Origin of the sequence: Bacillus sp. USDA818B3_A, from assembly GCF_009928415.1 — a bacterium.
Taxonomy (GTDB): domain Bacteria; phylum Bacillota; class Bacilli; order Bacillales; family Cytobacillaceae; genus Neobacillus.
The window spans coordinates 46,533-67,204 of sequence record NZ_JAABNN010000022.1 but is presented as its reverse complement, the minus strand read 5'-3'; the positions used below and the strand labels follow the sequence as shown (position 1 = coordinate 67,204).

Annotated in this window: 23 protein-coding genes and 1 riboswitch; of the genes, 8 read left to right on the top strand and 15 right to left on the bottom strand. The window is 41.7% G+C overall.

What is annotated here, in order from left to right:
- Window positions 1-353 precede the first annotated feature (353 nt).
- On the bottom strand, window positions 354-503 hold the full coding sequence (locus GXK58_RS27130) for a hypothetical protein (RefSeq protein ID WP_202171441.1): 150 nt from the start codon (window positions 501-503) through the stop codon (window positions 354-356).
- Between the two features lie 142 nt (window positions 504-645).
- Here GXK58_RS27130 and GXK58_RS23040 point away from each other — a divergent pair, with 142 nt between their 5' ends.
- Window positions 646-885 carry an acyltransferase gene (locus GXK58_RS23040; protein WP_202171440.1) on the top strand — a complete coding sequence of 80 codons (240 nt, stop codon included), beginning with the start codon at window positions 646-648 and terminating at the stop codon, window positions 883-885.
- 67 nt (window positions 886-952) lie between these two features.
- On the opposite strand, the gene GXK58_RS23035 is transcribed toward GXK58_RS23040, so the two are convergent.
- The gene (locus GXK58_RS23035; RefSeq protein ID WP_160725535.1) at window positions 953-1,117 is read right to left on the bottom strand and encodes a hypothetical protein; all 165 of its coding nucleotides are present in this window, start codon (window positions 1,115-1,117) and stop codon (window positions 953-955) included.
- Between the two features lie 51 nt (window positions 1,118-1,168).
- Window positions 1,169-1,260: riboswitch (cyclic di-GMP riboswitch) on the bottom strand.
- A 185-nt stretch (window positions 1,261-1,445) separates the two neighbouring features.
- Between GXK58_RS23035 and GXK58_RS23030 the strand changes: the two genes are divergently transcribed.
- Window positions 1,446-2,201, top strand: a complete 756-nt coding sequence (locus GXK58_RS23030) for a M15 family metallopeptidase (protein ID WP_160725534.1) — start codon at window positions 1,446-1,448, stop codon at window positions 2,199-2,201.
- 89 nt (window positions 2,202-2,290) lie between these two features.
- Here GXK58_RS23030 and GXK58_RS23025 read toward each other — a convergent pair whose 3' ends face one another.
- Together GXK58_RS23025 and GXK58_RS23020 are read right to left on the bottom strand one after the other, a co-directional pair.
- The gene (locus GXK58_RS23025; protein WP_160725533.1) at window positions 2,291-3,469 is read right to left on the bottom strand and encodes a toxic anion resistance protein; all 1,179 of its coding nucleotides are present in this window, start codon (window positions 3,467-3,469) and stop codon (window positions 2,291-2,293) included.
- On the bottom strand, window positions 3,466-4,122 hold the full coding sequence (locus tag GXK58_RS23020; protein WP_160725532.1) for a 5-bromo-4-chloroindolyl phosphate hydrolysis family protein: 657 nt from the start codon (window positions 4,120-4,122) through the stop codon (window positions 3,466-3,468). Before GXK58_RS23020 ends, GXK58_RS23025 begins: the two co-directional genes overlap by 4 nt.
- Before the next feature lie 347 nt (window positions 4,123-4,469).
- Between GXK58_RS23020 and GXK58_RS23015 the strand changes: the two genes are divergently transcribed.
- Complete coding sequence (locus tag GXK58_RS23015; protein ID WP_337248214.1) at window positions 4,470-4,991, top strand: hypothetical protein; 522 nt, start codon at window positions 4,470-4,472, stop codon at window positions 4,989-4,991.
- 29 nt (window positions 4,992-5,020) lie between these two features.
- Here GXK58_RS23015 and gloA2 read toward each other — a convergent pair whose 3' ends face one another.
- Both gloA2 and wecB read right to left on the bottom strand, forming a co-directional pair.
- A complete protein-coding gene (gene gloA2, locus GXK58_RS23010; protein ID WP_160725531.1) occupies window positions 5,021-5,407 on the bottom strand; it encodes an SMU1112c/YaeR family gloxylase I-like metalloprotein in 387 nt (128 codons plus the stop codon).
- A 153-nt stretch (window positions 5,408-5,560) separates the two neighbouring features.
- Window positions 5,561-6,712 (bottom strand): non-hydrolyzing UDP-N-acetylglucosamine 2-epimerase, encoded by a 1,152-nt coding sequence (wecB, locus tag GXK58_RS23005; RefSeq protein ID WP_160725530.1) that lies wholly within the window; start codon window positions 6,710-6,712, stop codon window positions 5,561-5,563.
- A gap of 201 nt (window positions 6,713-6,913) precedes the next feature.
- Between wecB and GXK58_RS23000 the strand changes: the two genes are divergently transcribed.
- Both GXK58_RS23000 and zupT read left to right on the top strand, forming a co-directional pair.
- Window positions 6,914-8,311, top strand: coding sequence for a S1C family serine protease (locus tag GXK58_RS23000; protein ID WP_160725529.1), 1,398 nt, complete (start codon window positions 6,914-6,916; stop codon window positions 8,309-8,311).
- A 228-nt stretch (window positions 8,312-8,539) separates the two neighbouring features.
- On the top strand, window positions 8,540-9,355 hold the full coding sequence (gene zupT / locus GXK58_RS22995; RefSeq protein WP_160725528.1) for a zinc transporter ZupT: 816 nt from the start codon (window positions 8,540-8,542) through the stop codon (window positions 9,353-9,355).
- Window positions 9,356-9,381: 26 nt separating this feature from the next.
- Here the strand turns inward: zupT and GXK58_RS22990 are convergent, their stop codons facing one another.
- Genes GXK58_RS22990 through GXK58_RS22985 form a run of 3 tightly spaced genes read right to left on the bottom strand, consistent with a single transcriptional unit; the run spans window position 9,382 to window position 11,500 of the window.
- On the bottom strand, window positions 9,382-10,434 hold the full coding sequence (locus tag GXK58_RS22990; protein WP_337248213.1) for a YifB family Mg chelatase-like AAA ATPase: 1,053 nt from the start codon (window positions 10,432-10,434) through the stop codon (window positions 9,382-9,384).
- Entirely contained in the window at window positions 10,422-10,898 is a 477-nt protein-coding gene (locus GXK58_RS27655) for a magnesium chelatase domain-containing protein (RefSeq protein WP_337248212.1), read from the bottom strand. Before GXK58_RS27655 ends, GXK58_RS22990 begins: the two co-directional genes overlap by 13 nt.
- Window positions 10,883-11,500 (bottom strand): transposase, encoded by a 618-nt coding sequence (locus tag GXK58_RS22985; RefSeq protein ID WP_237389759.1) that lies wholly within the window; start codon window positions 11,498-11,500, stop codon window positions 10,883-10,885. The genes GXK58_RS27655 and GXK58_RS22985 overlap by 16 nt, the downstream gene beginning before the upstream one ends.
- Window positions 11,501-11,790: 290 nt before the next feature.
- Here GXK58_RS22985 and GXK58_RS22980 point away from each other — a divergent pair, with 290 nt between their 5' ends.
- Window positions 11,791-12,054, top strand: coding sequence for a hypothetical protein (locus tag GXK58_RS22980; RefSeq protein WP_160725526.1), 264 nt, complete (start codon window positions 11,791-11,793; stop codon window positions 12,052-12,054).
- 64 nt (window positions 12,055-12,118) lie between these two features.
- On the opposite strand, the gene GXK58_RS22975 is transcribed toward GXK58_RS22980, so the two are convergent.
- From GXK58_RS22975 to galE, 4 genes are all read right to left on the bottom strand, one after another.
- The gene (locus GXK58_RS22975) at window positions 12,119-12,562 is read right to left on the bottom strand and encodes a ferritin family protein (RefSeq protein WP_160725525.1); all 444 of its coding nucleotides are present in this window, start codon (window positions 12,560-12,562) and stop codon (window positions 12,119-12,121) included.
- 137 nt (window positions 12,563-12,699) lie between these two features.
- Window positions 12,700-13,605, bottom strand: coding sequence for a UTP--glucose-1-phosphate uridylyltransferase GalU (gene galU / locus GXK58_RS22970; protein ID WP_160725524.1), 906 nt, complete (start codon window positions 13,603-13,605; stop codon window positions 12,700-12,702).
- A gap of 148 nt (window positions 13,606-13,753) precedes the next feature.
- Entirely contained in the window at window positions 13,754-15,058 is a 1,305-nt protein-coding gene (locus tag GXK58_RS22965) for a putative bifunctional diguanylate cyclase/phosphodiesterase (protein ID WP_160725523.1), read from the bottom strand.
- 171 nt (window positions 15,059-15,229) lie between these two features.
- Window positions 15,230-16,201 (bottom strand): UDP-glucose 4-epimerase GalE, encoded by a 972-nt coding sequence (gene galE / locus GXK58_RS22960; protein ID WP_160725522.1) that lies wholly within the window; start codon window positions 16,199-16,201, stop codon window positions 15,230-15,232.
- Between the two features lie 166 nt (window positions 16,202-16,367).
- Here galE and GXK58_RS22955 point away from each other — a divergent pair, with 166 nt between their 5' ends.
- On the top strand, window positions 16,368-17,816 hold the full coding sequence (locus tag GXK58_RS22955) for a GGDEF domain-containing protein (protein WP_160725521.1): 1,449 nt from the start codon (window positions 16,368-16,370) through the stop codon (window positions 17,814-17,816).
- Window positions 17,817-17,854: 38 nt separating this feature from the next.
- Here the strand turns inward: GXK58_RS22955 and GXK58_RS22950 are convergent, their stop codons facing one another.
- Entirely contained in the window at window positions 17,855-19,174 is a 1,320-nt protein-coding gene (locus GXK58_RS22950; RefSeq protein WP_160725520.1) for an ammonium transporter, read from the bottom strand.
- Window positions 19,174-19,539, bottom strand: a complete 366-nt coding sequence (locus GXK58_RS22945) for a P-II family nitrogen regulator (protein ID WP_160725519.1) — start codon at window positions 19,537-19,539, stop codon at window positions 19,174-19,176. Before GXK58_RS22945 ends, GXK58_RS22950 begins: the two co-directional genes overlap by 1 nt.
- Before the next feature lie 245 nt (window positions 19,540-19,784).
- Here GXK58_RS22945 and GXK58_RS22940 point away from each other — a divergent pair, with 245 nt between their 5' ends.
- A complete protein-coding gene (locus tag GXK58_RS22940) occupies window positions 19,785-20,579 on the top strand; it encodes an N-acetylmuramoyl-L-alanine amidase (RefSeq protein WP_160725518.1) in 795 nt (264 codons plus the stop codon).
- The last annotated feature ends 93 nt before the right edge of the window (window positions 20,580-20,672 follow it).

The following is a 20,672-nucleotide window of genomic DNA, read 5'->3' as shown; positions in this document are numbered from 1 at the left end:
GGATTGGACTTTCACCAACTAGCAATTAACGGCTTGCTGGGCACGCAATAAAAAACAACCCTTATGTAAAGGGCCGTTTTACTAATTACATTATTTTTTTCACAGGTTATTAACATATAGGCTGGTATTATCCACAATTAACAAGAGGTTACCAACAATTTATCTATAGTTATACACAGAATATGTGGATATTTTCTGATTATTCAGCAGTTTCATGAAACTATCCGGAGATATCCACAAGTTGTTCTTGTTTATCCCCAAAACACACAGTTTTATCCACATACCCTCGTTAACTATCCACATTTTTTAGAGTATTTTTCCACAATCAAAGACCTAGACTGCATTTAAGTCTTTTACTTGTTTTTCTGTGGCTGTTCTGTTTGGCTTGTTTCCTTATCTGAATGGTTGACTATTTCATTTAGTTCTCCTTCATCTCCTTTAGCGTTAATAATTTCAAAGATTTGGTTTAGCCCTTCACTTGTTTGATCGTTTTGATTTTTCATGCAGCTCTCTCCTTTATGTTGTGACTATTTTCTCATTTTGCTGAATGTCGAAAACCATTTAATCCTTTCTGACAATTTTCATCTTTTTTCACTTTTAGTATTTGCTATTCTTTAAAGAAATAATAGATAGGGGGATAAATTGATGTACTTTGAATCATTGTTAGATGCGGTACTAGGAGAAAGACAAATATTCCATATGATTGAATGCCCTGTCTGCGGTTATGAGGAGATCTATTATGAACATTGCGGAACAAAAAGATTGATTGGCCGTGCCTGCCGCCATTGTAATTTTGTTCAAAAGTTTGACCGAGTGGAGACGCGGAACCTGCCACTAAGTACGGGGAAGCATCCGATTAATGTAAAGATGGACAAGCTGGTGTAAAGATTTGTTAAACCAATGAAAACAAGCCTGGGAGATTCTCCCAGGCTTGTTTTCAGATATATTCCATTTACATTTTTAGTCCTATTTCGACAGCTTTGCTATTGTGATAGAGGGCCTTGATCCTTAGCTTCATTTTTAATTCCTCGCAAATGCAATCTTGTTGCAAGAGTTGATTGTGACGGTGCTGGAACAAATGATAATAATATTTAATTTTAATAAGTGGTTTTAACACATGATTTCCTCCTCGGGTTCTGGATTTACATAAATCGCAGGAGTTGTCGTGTTCGGTAACTGGCAAGCGTCGTTTACTCTTCATAAACCTTAGCCCCTATAGTTTTGCGTCACCACTTTTCAATGGTTTTGCCGTTTCGTACGATTTATGTGCTTATTCAAAATATATGAAACTCATTAGGAAATAAAAAGAGGCTTTGGACCCATCCGCGTCTAACAGTTCAATCTGAACTTTTTGAGAGAGCATCACTCTATCCGATGACGTTTTAAAGTCTTTAATTGTGACCATGATAAAGAGGGAGTGAAATTTTTAAAAAAGGACGTTTTCGATGAGAAAAATAAGGTTGTTGATGATTCCTATGGTGTTGCTTGCTGCTGTTCTGGGCGGCTGTTCACTGAGGCAGCATTTTGTTGAAAACCAGCCGTCTGCCCCTAGTAAAAACAGTATAAATTTAGAGAAGTCTAAGGATCCAGGGAACAAAAAGCTGGTTGAGGTCGTCTCCAATCCTTCGGCTATTCCTGTACTCGTCAACAAGTATAATAAACTTCCTGACCGTTATAAACCGAGTGATTTGGTGGATCCGGACATCCCGTTTATTTTTAATGAGAAGGTCGAGAAACGAAAGCTGCGCGTTAAAGCTGCCCGAGCAATTGAAAAATTGTTTTCTGGCGCCAAACAAGACGGAATAAGCCTGCTTGGAGTGTCCGCCTATCGTTCGCATGCTGCCCAAACGGCACTTTTTAATCACTATGTGAGTGTAGATGGGGTGAAAGAGGCGATGGCATATAGTGCTGTGCCGGGGACGAGTGAACATGAGACAGGGCTTGCAATTGATGTAACCGGCGGGGATGGCAAATGTGCAGCCGAGGATTGTTTTGCCGGAACGGTCCCTGCAAAGTGGCTCGAAAAACACGCGGCCGAGTATGGCTTCATTATCCGGTATCCTAAAGGAAAGAAAAACATCACCGGCTACCAATACGAACCTTGGCACCTCCGATATGTCGGCAAAACCGCCGCCAAAGAAATCACAACCCAAAAACTCACCCTCGAAGAATACCTCCAAACCATCCAAGTAAATAACTAGAGTGACAGGCACCATTTTTAATATCTAGATAGTTGAAAAGGTGACAGGCACCGCCTGAGGCGGTGCCTGTCACCTTTTTCATTGTGCTTTTATTGGTTGTTCCCTTTTATTTCTAGTAGTTTTAGGCGGAGGTCGTTTTCCATGTTGGCTAGTTCTTGTTCGGCAAGCCGGCGCTTATGACGGCCTTCTTCTTGGATTCGCATCGTTTCCTCTAAAGTTGAGATCAAACTTTCCTGGGTTTTCTTTAAGGTTTCGATATCAACGAGGCCGCGTTCATTTTCTTTCGCCGTTTCAATGGTATTGGTCTTTAGCATTTCTGCATTTTTTAACAGGAGCTCATTGGTTGTCTTTGAAACTTGTTTTTGAGCCTCGACTGCATGACGTTGACGAATTAGTGTCAGTGCAATGGCCACTTGGTTTTTCCATAATGGAATGGCTGTCATAATCGATGATTGAATCTTTTCCACCAAGGCTTGATTAGTATTTTGAATCAAGCGTATTTGCGGGGCACTTTGAATCGTGATTTCCCGGCTTAATTTTAAGTCATGAAGGCGCTTGTCTAAACGGTCGGCAAATTGAATCATATCATTGACTTCTTGAAACTTCATTTGGTCATTGGCCGCTTCCGCTTCCTTCTTTAATTGCGGGATGATCTTGGTCTCCATTTCTTCGAGTTTAATTTCACCGGCTGCAATATAAATGTTAAGAGCATGGAAATATTCTTTATTGGTTTCATACAGCTGTTCAAGCAGTTTAATATCAGACAAAAGGACATTTTTGTTGCGATCCAGCTTTACGCTGATTCGATCAATCTGAGCCCCAGTTTTTTGGTATTTCGAAAGAACTTCCTGGATGGAGCCTGAAATTTTTCCAAACATACGCGCAAACAAGGATGGCTTCCCATCCTTTAATTCCTCTGGATTGACCTCGTTTAACTTTTTCATTAGGTCATTAATGATATCGCCGATTTCCCCAACATCCTGCTTCTGGACATGCTCAAGCATGGTATGGGAAAAGGATAGCAGTTTTCCTTGGGCTTGGGTTCCGTAAGCGATCATTGCCTGATGGTTAGCCGGATCAATTTGCTCAGCGAGCTGGTAAGCCTTGGCCCGATTTTCTTCAGGTATGACGTCTATTAACTTAACAGGCCGGGCATCACTTGTTGGCTTATTGGTTTTCGGAGCAACCTCAAACGGACTCGTATCACCAAACGGGTCGGCGAGGATATCATTTAATAAGTCTCCTGATTTATTGTTTTGTTCACTCATTTTAACCACCTATTTTCTTCAGGAAATTTCAATTCTTTTTTCTTTTGAATGGTGTGCTTTGCGACATCTATTTCGAAATTCAAGGTATCGATATCATCAGATATGACCCGGTACAAGTCCTCTTCAAGGACTTTGGTTAATTCGTTTAATGTTCTTCTTGTTTCGATCAAAGATTGCCCGATTTCCTGGTTTTGTTTTGGCTGTGCGGAAAGGAAATGGTATTTTTCAGTCAACTCGACAATCGAATCCAAGTGCGAAAAGTAAAATTCCTCGGCTTTATAAAACCGACTTGGCTCTTTTGTTGTCATTTTGTGTATTTTTTTTGTAATTCGATTGATATCGATTCGTTGTTTTACCGAGTAGATATCACGGATTTTAAAGATACTTCTATTCAAACGTCTGATTTTCAGTTTCGCTTCTTTTAGGTTTTTTTTTATATAACGATATTCTTTCCTTGTGAGCTGGTGCTTTTTAACATAACCTATGTTCTGAAATAACGATAAGATGACATGGGTAAGAATGCCGCCTAGAATGGCAATGATGGTGGATGCCCCGAATGTAAAGTCAAGGGGAAAATAGCATACAAGCCATGTAATAACAGTGACGGGTACGGCCACAAACGAACGAATGATGAAAGCAACAAATGGGTTCATAATGGATCGACTCCTGACATAATAATCCTTTATATTGATACGGTCTAAGGTAAATGAATGTTTCACGAACTTGCAAAAAAACTGCAAATTAGAAGAAAATTACATTTACTACTTCCACAATACACGAAAAATCTCCTGCCTGCCATAGACCACAAACGGAAACAAATCTAAGACTTAAGACGTATTTATTGCCTAGAAGGTTACTTACATCATTGTAGTGTTAATGGTGACAGGCACCGTGGGGATTCCTTCCTATTTTGGCCAAAAGCAGGCTGATACCCAAGAATTATTGGTGTTGTTTCATAGGCTATGTGGAAGATTAGGTAATTTTGAAAGGAGTATGTATAGTGTATTTACCATTTAGAAACCAATTAAACCATCAGCTTAGAAGCCAACATCAAGGGGGAGGGAAATCTCATTCAGGAAAATCCCATTACAATCAGATAAATCATCAGCTACAACAGCACGAAAATCATCACCACCAAGAACACCACTATCAAGACAGCCATCACCACCATACAGGGCACAATCATCACGGGTATCCTTCAAATTCAGGTACAGGTCTTGGGGCATTAGGCAGTTTGCTAGGAATGGGATTAAGTTATTTAGGAACTGGGTTGCTGAATGGTGCCGCCTCAGCAGCGGGCGGGTATGGAGGGTATGGAGCTTACGGGGCCTTACCACCGAATCCAAATCCAGGACCCTATGGATTCGGTCCCGGTATTGTTGCGGGCTATGGACATCCCGTTGCAGCTCCTGCTCCCTACCCTGGTTTAAATCCAACTAATTACGGAGGCTATCAACCATACCCGCATTACAGCGGCGGTTACGGTTCTTGGTCCCCAAGTGAATATGGGATTCCTAGATGAACATAGTAGTAATGGTGACAGGCACCGGTTTACCCTTCATATAGTTCAATGGGCAGACCGTCAGGGTCAGCGAAGAAGGTGAATTTTTTGTTTGTATAGGGATCAACGCGGATCGGTTCAACAGGTATATCGTGTTTTACTAACTCAGCTGCTTCTTCCTCTATATTTTCCACTTCGAATGCCAAATGCCTTAAGCCAACAGCCTCTGGACGATTCGGCCTTGAGGGCGGGTCCGGAAAGGAAAACAATTCGATCTGGTATTGGCCTCCCACTTCTAAATCCAGTTTATAGGACTCCCTCTCCTCCCGGTACACTTCTCTAATTGGGGTAAGTCCTAAAATTCTTATGTAAAAGTCCTTTGATTTTTGATAATCAGAGCAAATGACGGCAATATGATGAATCTTTTTTAATTTCATAATAATACTCTCCCTTATTAAGTTGAAGATACCATTCACCCTCTATCTGCAATAGACGCGGATGAATGGTTTATTTTCTATTATTTTAATACATTTTGCCATTATCCATCGAGGACGGACAGTGTCCACGGAAGGTGCCTGTCACCAGTTGGATTACTTCTCATCACCGAAATCTTTGGGTCTGTCGGTTCTATGTCCAAAATGGTACAGGCACGCTTCGACGATACGTTTGGAGGCGTGACCGTCTCCGTATGGGTTTGAGGCTTTGGCCATTTTATCATGGGCACCCCTTTTTGTAATCAGCTCATCTGCAAAGGAAAAGATCGTTTCTTCATCTGTGCCGGCTAGCTTTAATGTCCCAGCATCGATTCCTTCTGGCCGTTCTGTTGTATCCCTTAACACCAGTACCGGTACGCCTAAAGATGGAGCTTCCTCCTGCACACCGCCGGAGTCAGTCAAAATCAAGTAAGCTTTTGAAGCAAAGTTATGGAAGTCAATCACATCTAATGGCTCAATCAAATGGATGCGGGCATTGTCTCCTAAAATCCGACTGGCAATCTCTCGTACAGCCGGATTCATATGAACAGGATAAACAACCTGTATATCCGCATGTTTTTCCACTAACCGGCGGATGGCACGGAACATATTTTCCATCGGCTCTCCGGTATTTTCCCGTCGGTGTGCGGTCATTAAAATCAGACGATCATGCCCAAGTTTCTCTAATACAGGATGAGAATAGTTAGATTTTACTGTTGTTCTTAGGGCATCAATAGCAGTATTCCCCGTGATAAATATGGCGCTCTCCTGTTTATTTTCCTCCAATAAATTACGTTTGGATTGAATGGTTGGAGAAAAATGAAGATCTGCCAATACACCTGTCAACTGACGGTTCATTTCCTCCGGATAGGGTGAATATTTATTATGGGTTCGAAGCCCCGCCTCCACATGACCAATGGGGATGGAATGATAAAAAGCTGCCAGACTCGCAACAAAGGTAGTCGTCGTATCCCCATGAACCAAGACAAGATCAGGCTTCACATCCGTTAAGACCTGATTTAGCCCCTCTAAGCTGCGAGTTGTTACATCGATTAGAGTTTGTCTCGCTTTCATAATGTTTAAATCATAATCAGGGATGATTTCAAAGATAGTTAACACCTGATCGAGCATTTCTCGGTGCTGAGCTGTGACGGTCACGATCGATTCGATTTCATCGGAATATCTTTCTAATTCCTTTACAAGCGGCGCCATTTTAATGGCTTCAGGTCTGGTTCCGAACACCGTCATTACCTTCAATTTATTCACCATATACACCTCCAAATACAGATACAAATCAATACCTCTTTTTTTCATTAACATTAATCCATCGTGTGCTAAAACACAATATTCTAGTACTTAAGACTTAAAAAATTTTCATCAAATTTTAATAATTTAACATAAGACAATTTCCCTTTCCCATAACATGGAATATATTGCAAAAGTGAATTAAATCAACTAAGAGGTGGTATTTTGAAAAAAAGGGCCTTCTTTACGATACCAATAAGTCTGCTGCTTATCGCAGTAATTATTGCCTCATTTTTCCTTATCAATCTAAAACCAGAAGCAGGAAAAGTAGCACAGGCACAAAAGCTTGCTGAATATACAAAACCGGCAGTCGTTCGGATTGTCGATTATGCCGTGGTCAGCTGGCAGTTTAACAACCCCGATGATCCAGAAGTGATCGCCATCCTTGAACAACTCAACAATCAATCAGTAGTGGGCGGCTCCGGATCTGGTGCCATCATTAGCTCCGATGGCTATATTGTTACTAATGCCCATGTTGTGGAGGCTACGCAAAAGAAAGATGAAGACATTGCCAATGAAGCATTTGAACAAGTGGTCTCCATCGTTGCTGATTATTTTAAAGTGGATTACGAGACTGCCTATAACTACATGGTTGCTTATACGCAATACACCAACATTCAGCGAGTATTAAAGGTTGTCTTACCCGGCGGGGATGTCCTTGATGGAGAAGTTAAAAGCTACGGCGCCCCTATTAATGAAGGAAAAGATGTAGCCGTCTTAAAAATTGAAGGGAAAAACCTGCCTACCATTCCGCTTGGAAATTCAGATGATATTCAAAACCAAGATAATATTTGGGTAAGCGGTTATCCTGCAGCGGCGGATTCGGATCTTTTATCACCAGATTCGTCCTTGGTATCTTCCATGACTGCCGGTCAAATTTCCGCCACCTCGAAAAAGACTGAACAAGGCAGCCCGGTTATTCAAATTAATGCTGCAGCCACACATGGAAATAGCGGCGGCCCAGTGATTAATGAAAAAGGGCAAATCATTGGATTATTAACCTTTAGAGGCGATACCGTCAACGGCCAGGAAGTCCAAGGTTTTAATTTTGCTGTCCCTGTGAATACAGTGAAGGAATTTGTCAATCAGGCCGGGGTCCGAAATACGAAGAGTGATACCGATAAGTTATTCCAAGAAGGATTGGAATTATATTGGGGCGGCTATTATAAGCACGCCTTAGAGAAATTCGAGGCGGTTCAGCGGATTTATCCGAATCATTCGGAAATCAAGCAATATATCGCTAATTCTGAGAAAAAGGTTGACACCAGCAAGATGCTCTGGTCAGATTATTCTACTATCTTCTATATTGTTGATGGTATAGCAGGATTGTTAGTTCTCATCCTCTTAGTTTTCACTTTTGTCGGAGGGAAATCAAAAGGTTCTGCGGCCGCTGTTGCAAGTACTGCCGGGACTGCTCCTTCAACTGGTTCTGCCCCAACACCGCCGGCAGCACCAGAAAACACCTTACAGGATTTAAATAACGACGGCAAAATCGACGTCCAAGACATCCTCCTGGCCCTCCAAGAACACCAGAAAAAACAACAAAACAAAGACGAAGAATAAAATAAAAATAAATAGTGGAAATGGTGCCTGTCACCTTTTTTCCTATTCTGAAGTTAAGTGCAGTGTTTTCACTGCATCTTTTTTTTGGGCTTGTCTAGGCGGAAGGAATGGTTTTCCATAGGAGAATATTTTTAGTTTGTTGCATATAAAGTATAATTACTCCATATGCCGTGGAGATTCATTTTGGATGTTTATTTTTAGGCGAATATAGAAAGGGGAGATGTGCGGGTGACTGAAAATTTGTTATTAGCTTTTGGATTAACATTATTTGCAGGCCTTGCAACAGGAATTGGCAGCCTCCTTGCCTTTTTCACTTCACATACCAATACAAAGTTTCTATCCGTTACGCTGGGATTCTCAGCTGGGGTTATGATTTATGTATCGATGATTGAGATTTTTACCAAAGCCAAGATAGCCCTTGTCGATGCCTTAGGAGTTCAGCCTGGGAACTGGCTTACGGCGGCAGGTTTCTTTGCCGGGATGTTGTTGATCGCGAGTATTGATAAATTTATCCCAAAGCAAAGCAATCCTCATGAACTGAAGACGGTGGAGGATATGAATACCCCTAATCCTAATATGACTGGAAAACAGCCGGATTTATTAAAGATGGGAACCTTTACTGCCCTTGCGATTGGCATTCATAACTTTCCAGAAGGGATTGCCACCTTTACCTCCGCTCTGCAAGACCCTAAGCTCGGAATAGCAATAGCTGTTGCCATTGCTATTCACAATATACCAGAAGGGATCGCGGTTTCGGTCCCGGTGTATTTTGCCACAGGAGATAAAAAGCGCGCCTTTAAGCTTTCCTTTTTATCCGGATTATCAGAGCCAATCGGGGCTTTTGTTGCCTATTTGTTCTTGATGCCTTTTCTTAATGACATCATGTTTGGAATCATTTTTGCTGCAGTTGCTGGTATTATGGTGTTTATCTCACTTGATGAACTACTGCCTGCTGCCAAACGCTATGACGAGGCCCATCTCTCAATCTATGGCCTAATCGGCGGGATGGCTGTCATGGCAATAAGCTTACTGCTATTTATATGAGAAATGGGTGCCTGTCACCATTATTACTATGGATTAATGACTAATGGTGACAGGCACCAAAGTTGAATGGCTTCTTGGATGGATTGGTCGGTTATGTTTAGACTTCCTTTCAGGTCTGCGATGGTGCGGGCGAGGCGTATGATTTTGATTTGGGTTCGGTTGCTCCAGTTCTGTTGGATAGCAAGCCCCTGCAGAAGAGATTGCTGGGTTCCGGATAGCGGACTTGTCTGCATGATCAGTTCATAGGACACTCTGCCATTACATATTATTTCCTTCCCATAACGAAAATACTGCCGTTCCCTTGCCTCCTTCACCCTTTCACGCACCACCTTTGATGGCTCCCCCTCGCCTAATTTGATCGCTGCCTCAAAATTTACTGGCCGTAAGGATAGATTAATATCAAACCGATCTCTTAATGGACCCGAAAGACGATGTTGATAAGATAAAACCTGCTTAGTGGAGCATGTACAATAATGAGTATTGGATCCTGCATAGCCACAGGGACAGGGATTCATTGCCGCGATTAACATAAATGAAGCAGGATAAGTAATAGAGGCATGCGTACGGCTGATGGTGATAAAACCACTCTCTAAAGGCTGGCGCAGCATATCCAATGTCTTTTTCGAAAACTCTCCGATTTCATCCAAAAATAATACGCCATGATGGGCTAAAGAAATTTCCCCAGGTCTTGGAAATTGGCCGCCTCCGATAATCGCAATCCCAGAAGCAGAATGATGTGGGTTTCGAAAAGGCGGAAAGAGACTTCTTTCATAAGTATTTCGACTCAAGCTGTAAAGGCTAAGTACTTCGAGTTGCGATTCTTTTGTAAGAGGCGGCAGAATCGATAGAAAACTCTCCGCTAACAGGCTTTTTCCACAACCGGGAGGACCCGTCATTAATACATGATGCTCACCCGCCGCTGCTACTTCCAGAGCATGTTTCGCATCCTCTTGACCAACTATCTGTTGAAAATCTAAATATCGATTTTCTACATAACACGTTCCCGCTCCTGCCTTTTTCAAAGCAGGCGGATTCCATTGGCCGGTCAGATGACCAATAGTCTCCTTTAGGGATGCCACATGAATAATTTCCAAATCGGCAAAATCAAGCTCAGATGGTCATCAACCGGAACATAAAGCCTCTTTATTCCTAACTTCCGAGAGGCTAATATGGCTGGTAGCATCCCTTCCACGGGATGAACCGCCCCACTAAGTGATAAGGCCCCTAGAAACCCGGCATCCTCTGGAATGACTGCCTCTAACTCATGCAAACTAAGCAGTAGACCAATCGCCATCGGGAAATCAAACATAGGACCGATTTTCTTTTGGTCTGCGGGTGATAGATTAATAATAATTTTGTTCCCATGCAGGATATACCCTAGAGAACCAAGGGCAGCAACAATTCTTTCCTTCGACTCTTTCACAGCAGCATCCGGCAATCCGACAATTTTAAACGAGTCATTTCCCACATATGTACCTACTTCCACATTCACACGGTAACCTTCCATCCCTTTTAAGCCAATACTCGTTACTCTTGCCCACATCGGAACCACACTCCTTCCCTCTTCAGAATTTTTCCATCTTCCCAGAAAAATCGATCGGTTGGTAACGCATTCATGTACTCCTGATAAAATTGAGCTGGAGGGGAGGGAAAGTAGGAGAGAATAGGTTTGGGGTCTATGAGTGGATGGACTTCTCCATAAATATAAGTCCGATAGCTGCTCCAGGGGTAATCTTCAGGGTATGCAGACAATCCGGCCTCTACCGGATTTAGGTGAATATATTTACTGACATCAATCTCGTATTCACGAGAGTTGATCAGCTCCGCACCATAACGTTTTTCGAATACATGGCCGGTTAACTCATACTTTTTGTTAAAATACTTCGCATATTTGGTATTGAGAATACTCATGATCGTACTAAGGGGAGTTTCGAGGGTCTTAACCTGGAGATGGGTATGGTTGGTCATTAAGCAGAAAGAATGGAGATCAAACGGGAAACGCACCTTTGTTTCTTCTATTATATCTAAATATCTTTTATAATCCTCATCCTCCAAAAACAACGAGCTCTTCCGGTTCCCCCTGCTCGTCACATGATACTTCGCACCCTCATACCACACACGCACATTTCGCACCAAATCAATCATTCCTTTTTTTGGATATTAGTGACAGGCACCATTTCAGTGGTTTACATGATGTATATGGCACAATTGGTGACAGGCACCATCTTTATTATACTATCTTTCTCCTTATAAGCCGTTAATTTATGGAGATGTAACAAAATGTTCATAGTGTGATGGGGATCCAGCTTAACAGGGAGTTTATTTTGAAAGATGACCAGGCTTGATTTTCGACAGGAACGTATAAAAAGTCCTAAGCCATAATATTTATTTAAAGAATAGTGGATGTTGTTCTTATCTACTTTGACTATGGGGGGATGTCTCTGAAAATAGTAAGGATGATTCAGCGTATTATAGGTGTCCTGCTTCTTGTTTATGGAGTTTACCTCATTTTCGGTACACAGGAATTCTTTGGTACAATCTTAATTATTTTAGCCTTTTTAATTTTCCCAACTATTAATAAAGGAAAAGGTAAGAACCACCGTACGCACAACGACTATTATGACCACAACGAAGAATCCTCCTCTGACCATGATCACACATACGAAAGCAATGATTCCGGCGGAGGAAGTGATGACTAGTCCTTACCAACCAAATGATCTGAACACCAATGCTCCCATTTCAACTTAATGGGAGCATTGATTCCTAGGCTTTCGCTTTAGAAAAAAAGTACAAAAACCAAACCGCATGATTCTGCTCATCTGACGCAGCTCTCCTGAATGCCCCTTGAATCATCGGATCGGTGGACTTATCGGCGATTCCCATATAAAAATCCACCGTCTTCTGTTCATCCTCAATCGCTGACTCTAATCCCTTCATGTAACTATTCGGACAATCTTCCACGATCTTCGGCTGCGGCGGTCTCCCCGTCAGTCTTTGATAAATATGGACAAATTGTTGATAATGATTGACCTCATCCTCCCGAATCTCTAGAATCTGTTCCCTCTCCTTCTGATTTGGAGCCAAATTAGCCAGTCTCGTATAACATTCTATGGCACTATATTCCCCATTGATAGCCTGTTCAACTTCTTGAATCAATGCATTCGTTTGTCTATATAAGGCATCATGGTAATTGGTAAAAGGATACATAGAAAAAACCTCCTTATCTCACCTCATACCCATCCTATGAATCAACAATCATTTAAGTGCCATGCCATATTCAAAATAATAGAATCTAACAAAATGAAAAGCCGTGGCTGCTTGCCACGGCTGGTGCCTGTCACCATTTATACTTCTTGGATGTTGGTTTCCTGTTTATTTTCGTTTCCTTCGATGAGTTTTTTTAGGAAGTCGATGAGGTCGGCATGGAGTTCTTCTTGCTGTAAGGCGAATTCGATGGTGGTTTTTACGAATCCGATTTTTTCACCGACGTCAAAACGTTTTCCTTCGAAATTGTAGGCAAATACGCGCTGAATCTGGTTGAGCTTATGAATCGCATCAGTTAACTGGATTTCCCCACCTGCACCCGCCTCCTGCGAATCCAAATACATAAATATTTCCGGTGTTAGAATGTATCTCCCCATAATGGCAAGATTGGATGGGGCCGTTCCAGCTGCTGGCTTTTCCACAAAGTTTTTAACCTGATATCGTCTGCCATTCTGCTCAAGCGGATCGACAATACCGTAACGGTGGGTCTCATCTTCCGGAACATGCTGAACCCCTATAATGGAAGAGAAGGTCTTTTCATATTGATCAATCAGCTGCTTTAAACAAGGCGTTTCACTTTGAACAATATCATCACCCAATAAAACAGCAAACGGTTCATCACCAATAAAGTTCCGTGCACACCAAACCGCGTGCCCTAAGCCCTTTGGCTCCTTCTGGCGGATATAGTGGATATCAGCAAGGTTGGAGGTATAGTTGACCTTGCTTAATAAATCCCATTTTTCTTTTTCCATTAAATTTTTCTCAAGTTCTGGAGCAAAGTCAAAATGGTCCTCAATCGCACGTTTCCCTTTGCCAGTAACAATAATAATATCCTCAATTCCTGAAGCAATCGCTTCTTCTACGATATATTGAATCGTCGGCTTATCCACAATTGGGAGCATCTCTTTTGGCATTGCCTTAGTAGCCGGTAAAAATCGCGTTCCCAGACCGGCGGCCGGGATAATTGCTTTACGTACCTTCTTCACAGCCCGTCTCTCCTTTGCATCAATTCAAAGTATGTAATAATGATAAATGGCTTACCTTGAAAAAAATTATACCATATAAAAATGATTAAGCGTTTGATCAACTTCCATTTTATTGAAGCGGTTTTTCACTATGAAAAAATCCTGATGATCAAGAGCCATCCTGTATTCGCTTCTCAATTTTAACAGAGCAATCAGCTAAATCCTCATAACGAATCGGTCTGCTGATATAATAGCCCTGAATGAAATCACAGCCTAACCCAGCCCATTCCATGAACTGTGACTGCTCCTCAATTCCTTCAATAATAACCTGTAAACCTAAATGATGCGCCATTTGAATGATAGGAGAGATCACACCGATATGTTTTTTATCTTTCATTAAGCTTGAAACAAAATTCCGATCGAGCTTTATATAATCAAGAGGGAGTTTAAGGAAATCGGAAAACGAAAAATAGCCGTTGCCAAAGTCATCTAAAGCAATAGAGAACCCAAGTTCTTTTAAGGAATGCAGTCGTTCATTCACTATTTTTAGAGTGTAAATTTTAATATTCTCAGTGATTTCGAATGTAATCTGCCCCGCTTGAACGGAGTATTTTGCTAGATACTTGGTGATTTCAGTAAGGAAGTGATCTAATAAAAGCTGATTTACGGCAAGGTTAATGGAGACTTTAACTGATTGGTCATTTTTCCAAGCGGTTATTTTTTTACAAGTCTGCTCCAATATCCAAAAGAACAGGCGATTCATGACACCCGCTTCTTCCGCATAGTCAATAAATTCACCCGGGGAGATGATACCTAAACTTGGGTGGTTCCACCGGATCAAGGCTTCAACGCCTGTTACCCTTTTATCAGTTAAACTATATTGAGGCTGAAATTGCACCTCCAACTGGCCTTTTTTAAGAGCATATGGGAGATCATTCTCGATCAGCATTTTACGGTGGGAAGCGGGGTCAAGCTTTCCGGTATACAAGGAGCAGCTGTTTTCTCCGTCCCTTTCCGCCTCATACATTTGTACCTTTGCAATCAACAATAATTCCTCGGCGTTTTCGGTCCCATACGGATACAGACAGATTCCTATATTGCTGCCAACAGTAATCTGATGAAAATCTACAGTGAACGGTTCCGAAACAACGCCAATAATCCGTTCGCAGATATTCCGGCAATAATGCTCAGTGATATCCGTTAATATGATGACAAAATCAGTCTGATTTACTTCTATGACCGTATCAATTTCCCTGATAGAATTTTTCAGCCTTGTCACCATCTTTTGGAGCAGAACCGACACCACCTGATGGTTTTTATAGGGCATCATTTCCGGCGGGATATGGATTCTTAGATAACAAACAGCCGCTGACATTTGATACCGCTTGCTAAAAGCCAGGGTCATACCAAGGCGTTCCTTCAGCCTTTCTATCTTAAAATCCCCATCATCATTTACTTTCAGCTTCTCATCCATCCATAAACCACCTCTTATCCTTGCGCGAATCTCCATCATAAGTGTAACCCAAAACACCTCAAACAACCAGCCTCCTATATCTTACCAGCATTTATAAGTTGTTAGTGTTGTTAATGGTGACAGGCACCACAAAAAAGCAATGCCCCTTGTAGAGGCATTGCTTTATTCAAATTAATATGGTTGTTTCTGATGCCACTTCCATGCATCAGCAATTATTTTTTCTAAGTTCCGTTCTGCTTTCCAGCCTAGTTCAGTGTAAATTTTTTGGGATGAAGCTACCAATCTAGCAGGATCGCCTGCCCGGCGTTCTGCCATTACCACATTGGCCTTGATTCCCGTTACCCTTTCACAAGTCTCAATAACTTCCTTCACCGAATACCCGAGACCGTTTCCTAGATTATAAATCTCAGCAGATTTCTCTCCTGACAACAAGGCTTCGAGGGCAAGAATATGTGCCTTGGCCAAATCCGTGACATGAATATAATCACGGATACAGGTGCCATCCGGTGTATCATAATCCGAACCAAACACAGAAATCTTTTCCCGGGCACCTAAAAGCTGCTGTAATATAATCGGAATTAGATGGGTTTCTGGGTCATGACTTTCTCCAATAGCCGTTGATTCATGGGCACCTGCCGCATTAAAGTAACGCAGCACCACATAATTTAAGCCATACGATTTTGAAAAATCAGCAAGCATCTGCTCCACCATCAGCTTAGATTGTCCATAGGGATTGATTGGCGCAGTCTTACTCTCTTCATCAATCAAATCAACATCCGGAATACCATAGGTAGCGGCAGTGGAAGAAAAAATAAAGTTCTTCACCTTAAACTTCATCATTACTTTAAGCAATGTCAAAGTGGCAGCGACATTATTTTCATAATATCTTAATGGGTCAATGACCGACTCCCCGACCAAGCTATATGCAGCAAAATGCATGACGGCTTTAATAGGATAACTTCTGAATATCATATACAGGTCTTCCTCATTACCGAGGTCCCCTTTGACAAAGACCGCTCGCTTATCAATCGCTTCACGGTGGCCTGTAGATAGGTTATCCAGGACGACAACATCCTCTTTTTCTACTAATTCCTTTACGAGATGGCTGCCAATGTAACCAGCTCCGCCAACGACGAGAATCATATTCATTTCCCCTTAGCTAGAATTAAAAACCTTATCTATTATAACATTTTTGTAAAAAAACAGCTGACAATAGGACCTTTGCAATTATTGCCATTATTTCATCTCTATGACAAAAGACAAAACTATGCTAAAATTTCGAAATAATAATATAAAGGTGATTGTGGAAATGAAATCCATTACTGCGAATCTTTTTCAAAAAACTATGGCACAAAAAGAATTTGACCTCTTCAATGATGAGCAATTGTTTGAACGACTCAAACTTGTCTCTTATATGTTAATTTTCACCTATCCTTGTTTTTTCATCGTCGACTTTGTCCTATTTAGCGGACTCGATCATCCTGTGTTCAAGTCCTTCCTAATAACGATCCACCTATTCGGAGCGTTGATTTCGATTATTTTTATTATTCTCTATCGAAGGAAGGACAAACTAGCTTCCAAAAGTTTTGTGGTACATACCTATGTCCTGCTTTTTTTAATCATCGGGGCTGGCTCCTCCATTAACAGTCAGTTATTCACTAAGAATATCTATGCGTATATTATTATCATACTTGGCGTTGCTGTCATCCTCCCCATCAACCCAAGGAATTTATTTATTCAATATACGCTTGTCCAAGCTGGCTTTTTAATTGCATTAAAAACGATGGAGCCCAATCACTTTACTTATTTATCGATGTTAGTGAACTCGACTGGTACGGTCGTTATTGCTTTTACGATTGCGCTTGCTTTCTACACTTTCCGAAGAAGTGATTTTATTAACAGGCAAAGATTAAGCAAAAGTGTGGAAAGCTTCCAAAGTTTATTTAATAGAAATCCCAAACCGCTCGTTCTTATGAAACTAGCAGACTTTGAAATCATTCTTTTAAATAAACAGGCCATCGAATACTACCAGCTGCCCCCAAAAGGCAAAGAACCCTATAACGGAAGTTTCTTGTTCCCTAATTTAGAGGAAAGGCTTGAAATTTTAACTAGACTGACAAAAGAAAAAAGGATTAAAAACTATGTAACCGAACAGCAAATGACCGAGGATAAAAAAAGATGGTCCTTACTTCATCTTGAGTTAATTGAATACTTGGATACCACCTGTATCCTCATCGATACCACGGATATTACAGAAATAAAAGAAAAAGAAGCAGAACTTTTCAAACACGCTTCGATTGATATACTGACTGGTGTGAGAAACCGCCGCTGCGGCATCGAGATCATCCGTGAACAACTCCAGCAGTCACAGGAATTTATTCTTTGCTATATCGATATTAACAATCTAAAGATAGTCAACGATACCTTTGGTCATTCTACTGGTGATGATTTAATTAAAACCTGCTGCCAAGTGATCAACAGCCAACTATCATCCATAGACATCCTTTTCCGCATTGGCGGTGACGAGTTTATTATTCTCTTTTTTAAAAAGCAGATGGAAGAAGTTCAACAGCTCTGGGCTCAGATTGAACTGGATTTCCAAACCATTAATCAGTCTCAATCAAAGCCCTATCAACTTTCCGCAAGCCTTGGATTCTATCACTATAAACCAGGGACTTCAATTACCGTTGAGGAATTACTAGAACACGCTGACCAAGAAATGTATAAAGTAAAAACATTGAAAAAGGCTCACGTATAAGAAAAGGCTGGATTCCTAATTGGAACCCAGCCTTCCTATTAAAACGCCTTACCTGCTGCTTTCACTTTACTGCCCGATGGCGGTGCCACCGTAATACCTGTCGTTTCTTCAAAATTAAACAAACTTGTTGGCAAGTCGGTAAACCGCTCAAGCTCATTATAGGCTGGAATTCCGTGATAGGACATATCCAAGCCTTCTTCTTCCTCCCGCTCAGAAGCCCGGAAACCAACTGTCTTTTCGCACACTTTCGCCATAAAAGTTCCGCCGGCAAGCCCCCATACAATCACAACGGCCGCTCCTAATAACTGAACGAGGATAAGCGTTACATGACCAGTCGTCAACAACCCCTCCGTCTTATCAAATAGTCCAACGGCAATCGTTCCAAATACACCGCCAAACCCATGGACGGCCACCGCACCAACCGGATCATCAACTTTTAAAAAATCCACAAAAAGCGTTGCATAAATCACCAATATCCCACTAACCGTACCAATCAAAATCGCCGACCACTCCGATACATACGCACATCCTGCCGTAATTGACACTAATCCAGCCAACACGCCGTTAATCGTCATGCTCGGGTCCGCTTTACCGAACTTATTCATCGTTAAAAATAAGGCAGCTGCCCCTCCGCTTGCTCCAGCAAGCATCGTATTAATCGCAATCGGAGCCAGCGAAGCACTAGAAGCATCCAGTGTACTTCCCGCATTAAAAGCAAACCAGCCAAACCAAAGGATAAAAGCTCCTGCAGAGGCTAACGGAATATTACTTGGTGCAAACACGTTCACACTGCCATCCGAGTTAAATCTCCCCTTCCTTGGTCCAAGCCATTTAGCCATTGCCAAAGCACAAAAACCGCCTAAAGCATGAATCGCTGCCGATCCAGCGAAATCTTTCATCCCAAGCCGAGCTAACCAGCCCTCACTATTCCAAATCCAGTGTCCGCTCATTGGATAAATAACCGTACAAATCAAAGCCGCTGTCACCACATATGCCTTAAAATTCATCCGCTCGGCAACAGCACCCGAAACAATTGAGATACTCGCCACAGCAAATCCCATTTGAAAAAGAACAAAAGCCACACTTGGCAAATGAATCGAAAGATGGATTTTCTCCGGGCTTCCGAAAAGACTAGTTCCGATGATACCAAAGGCACCCTTGCCATACATAACGCCAAATCCGATCATCCAAAACGCCAGAGCCCCGACGGTTAAATCAACAAAAATCTTCATGGTCACATTCACGGCATTCTTCGTCCGGACAAATCCCGCTTCAAGGAGGCTGAATCCGCCCTCCATAAACAAAACCATCGCTGCCGCAAGGACAACCCAGACGGTATTGATGTATGTAAGCTCCATTAGATTCCCTCCTCTCTATTAGCTAAATCATCGATATCATAATCAAACGTACCTGTCCGAATGTTATAGGCTTCTAGAATAGGATAGACATAGATTTTCCCATCGCCTTCTTCACCGGTTTGCGCAGCTTCAATCACTGTCTTAATTGTCAAATCCACTAGGTAATCCGATAGAACAATTTCTAGTTTTACTTTTGGGTGCAGTGTCACCTGATAATTTTTTCCGCGATAAACCCCTTTCGTATCCTTCTGCTTCCCTCTTCCAACTACCTGTGAAACAGTGAATCCTGTGATCCCAATTCTTTTTAGTCCCTTTATTGTCTCTGTAAGCCGTTCGGGCCTAATAATCGCCTCTATTTTTTTCATGGATACACCTCCATGTTATATTTCCTAACACCGATATGTTAAAATATATACCACTCAACCACTCAGCGTCAATTAATTTTTTTAACCAGTTTTTACATTCTGAATTATCAAAAATTAAACAGCGATAAAAAGTCAACGATTGGGCTTGGTTTTTTGCGTTTTATGGTAAACACACAAACACAAACGGGCTTATCCTAATATACTAATATGTACAAACCATTCTTAAAAAAGGAGGAGATATATTAATGAAGCTTTATTTGGATCCGGGGCACGGAGGTAATGACCCGGGGGCACAAGGGAATGGTTTAAACGAAAAAAATGTGACATTAGATATTGCTCTTAAACTACGATCCATCCTGCTTAATCAGTATGAGGGTGTCGAAGTGAAGATGAGCAGGACCACTGATATAACTAAAAGTTTAAGCGCACGCACCAGCGAGGCGAACAACTGGGGAGCGGACTTTTACCTGTCGATTCATATCAATTCAGGCGGAGGCCAAGGATACGAGGATTATATTTATAGCGGACTGTCTGACTCTTCTACGACCGCTCATTACCAAGATCTCATTCACGCAGAGGTTATGAAATTGAATAGTCTTCAAGACCGAGGCCAGAAAAAAGCCAACTTCCATGTGTTACGTGAATCGAATATGCCTGCGCTTTTGACAGAAAACGGCTTTATCGATAATGCTCATGATGCTGCATTAATGAAACTGAGCAGCTGGCGGCAAAACGTTGCCCAAGGCCATGCAAACGGATTAGCACGAGCGTTTAATCTAAAAAGAAAAGCGGCCGATCCTGGGACAGGCACTCTATATAAAGTGATTGCTGGTTCTTTTCAATCAAGAGAAAATGCGGATGAACGTGTCACTTACCTGTCCGCAAAAGGAATAGACTCCTTTGTGAATACAGTCACCATCAATGGACAAACCTGGTACCGTGTCCAAGCGGGTGCTTACACCAGCAGGGAAAATGCTGAAGACCGCTTAGACGAGCTTAAACAGGTCGGCATTACCGATGCTTTCATTATGACCGAATAATGGTATTCCTCCTTCATCTAAACAATGAAGGCTTTCTTTTGTCAAAAATGAACTTTTTATGACATCCCTCCTGCTTAGCAGGAAGCATATTGG

What these genes read in the sequence shown, in the direction of transcription:
- GXK58_RS22945 (WP_160725519.1), bottom strand. Translation starts at nt 19,539, where the DNA reads ATGAAAAAAATAGAGGCGATTATTAGGCCCGAACGGCTTACAGAGACA.
- GXK58_RS23020 (WP_160725532.1), bottom strand. Translation starts at nt 4,122, where the DNA reads ATGAACCCATTTGTTGCTTTCATCATTCGTTCGTTTGTGGCCGTACCC.
- gloA2 (WP_160725531.1), bottom strand. Translation starts at nt 5,407, where the DNA reads ATGAAATTAAAAAAGATTCATCATATTGCCGTCATTTGCTCTGATTAT.
- GXK58_RS22985 (WP_237389759.1), bottom strand. Translation starts at nt 11,500, where the DNA reads ATGATTGATTTGGTGCGAAATGTGCGTGTGTGGTATGAGGGTGCGAAG.
- GXK58_RS22965 (WP_160725523.1), bottom strand. Translation starts at nt 15,058, where the DNA reads ATGGATGAGAAGCTGAAAGTAAATGATGATGGGGATTTTAAGATAGAA.
- GXK58_RS22950 (WP_160725520.1), bottom strand. Translation starts at nt 19,174, where the DNA reads ATGGAGCTTACATACATCAATACCGTCTGGGTTGTCCTTGCGGCAGCG.
- GXK58_RS27130 (WP_202171441.1), bottom strand. Translation starts at nt 503, where the DNA reads ATGAAAAATCAAAACGATCAAACAAGTGAAGGGCTAAACCAAATCTTT.
- GXK58_RS22940 (WP_160725518.1), top strand. Translation starts at nt 19,785, where the DNA reads ATGAAGCTTTATTTGGATCCGGGGCACGGAGGTAATGACCCGGGGGCA.
- GXK58_RS22975 (WP_160725525.1), bottom strand. Translation starts at nt 12,562, where the DNA reads ATGTATCCTTTTACCAATTACCATGATGCCTTATATAGACAAACGAAT.
- GXK58_RS23025 (WP_160725533.1), bottom strand. Translation starts at nt 3,469, where the DNA reads ATGAGTGAACAAAACAATAAATCAGGAGACTTATTAAATGATATCCTC.
- GXK58_RS23030 (WP_160725534.1), top strand. Translation starts at nt 1,446, where the DNA reads ATGAGAAAAATAAGGTTGTTGATGATTCCTATGGTGTTGCTTGCTGCT.
- wecB (WP_160725530.1), bottom strand. Translation starts at nt 6,712, where the DNA reads ATGGTGAATAAATTGAAGGTAATGACGGTGTTCGGAACCAGACCTGAA.
- GXK58_RS22980 (WP_160725526.1), top strand. Translation starts at nt 11,791, where the DNA reads ATGTCTCTGAAAATAGTAAGGATGATTCAGCGTATTATAGGTGTCCTG.
- galE (WP_160725522.1), bottom strand. Translation starts at nt 16,201, where the DNA reads ATGATTCTCGTCGTTGGCGGAGCTGGTTACATTGGCAGCCATCTCGTA.
- GXK58_RS22955 (WP_160725521.1), top strand. Translation starts at nt 16,368, where the DNA reads ATGAAATCCATTACTGCGAATCTTTTTCAAAAAACTATGGCACAAAAA.
- GXK58_RS23040 (WP_202171440.1), top strand. Translation starts at nt 646, where the DNA reads ATGTACTTTGAATCATTGTTAGATGCGGTACTAGGAGAAAGACAAATA.
- GXK58_RS27655 (WP_337248212.1), bottom strand. Translation starts at nt 10,898, where the DNA reads ATGTGGGCAAGAGTAACGAGTATTGGCTTAAAAGGGATGGAAGGTTAC.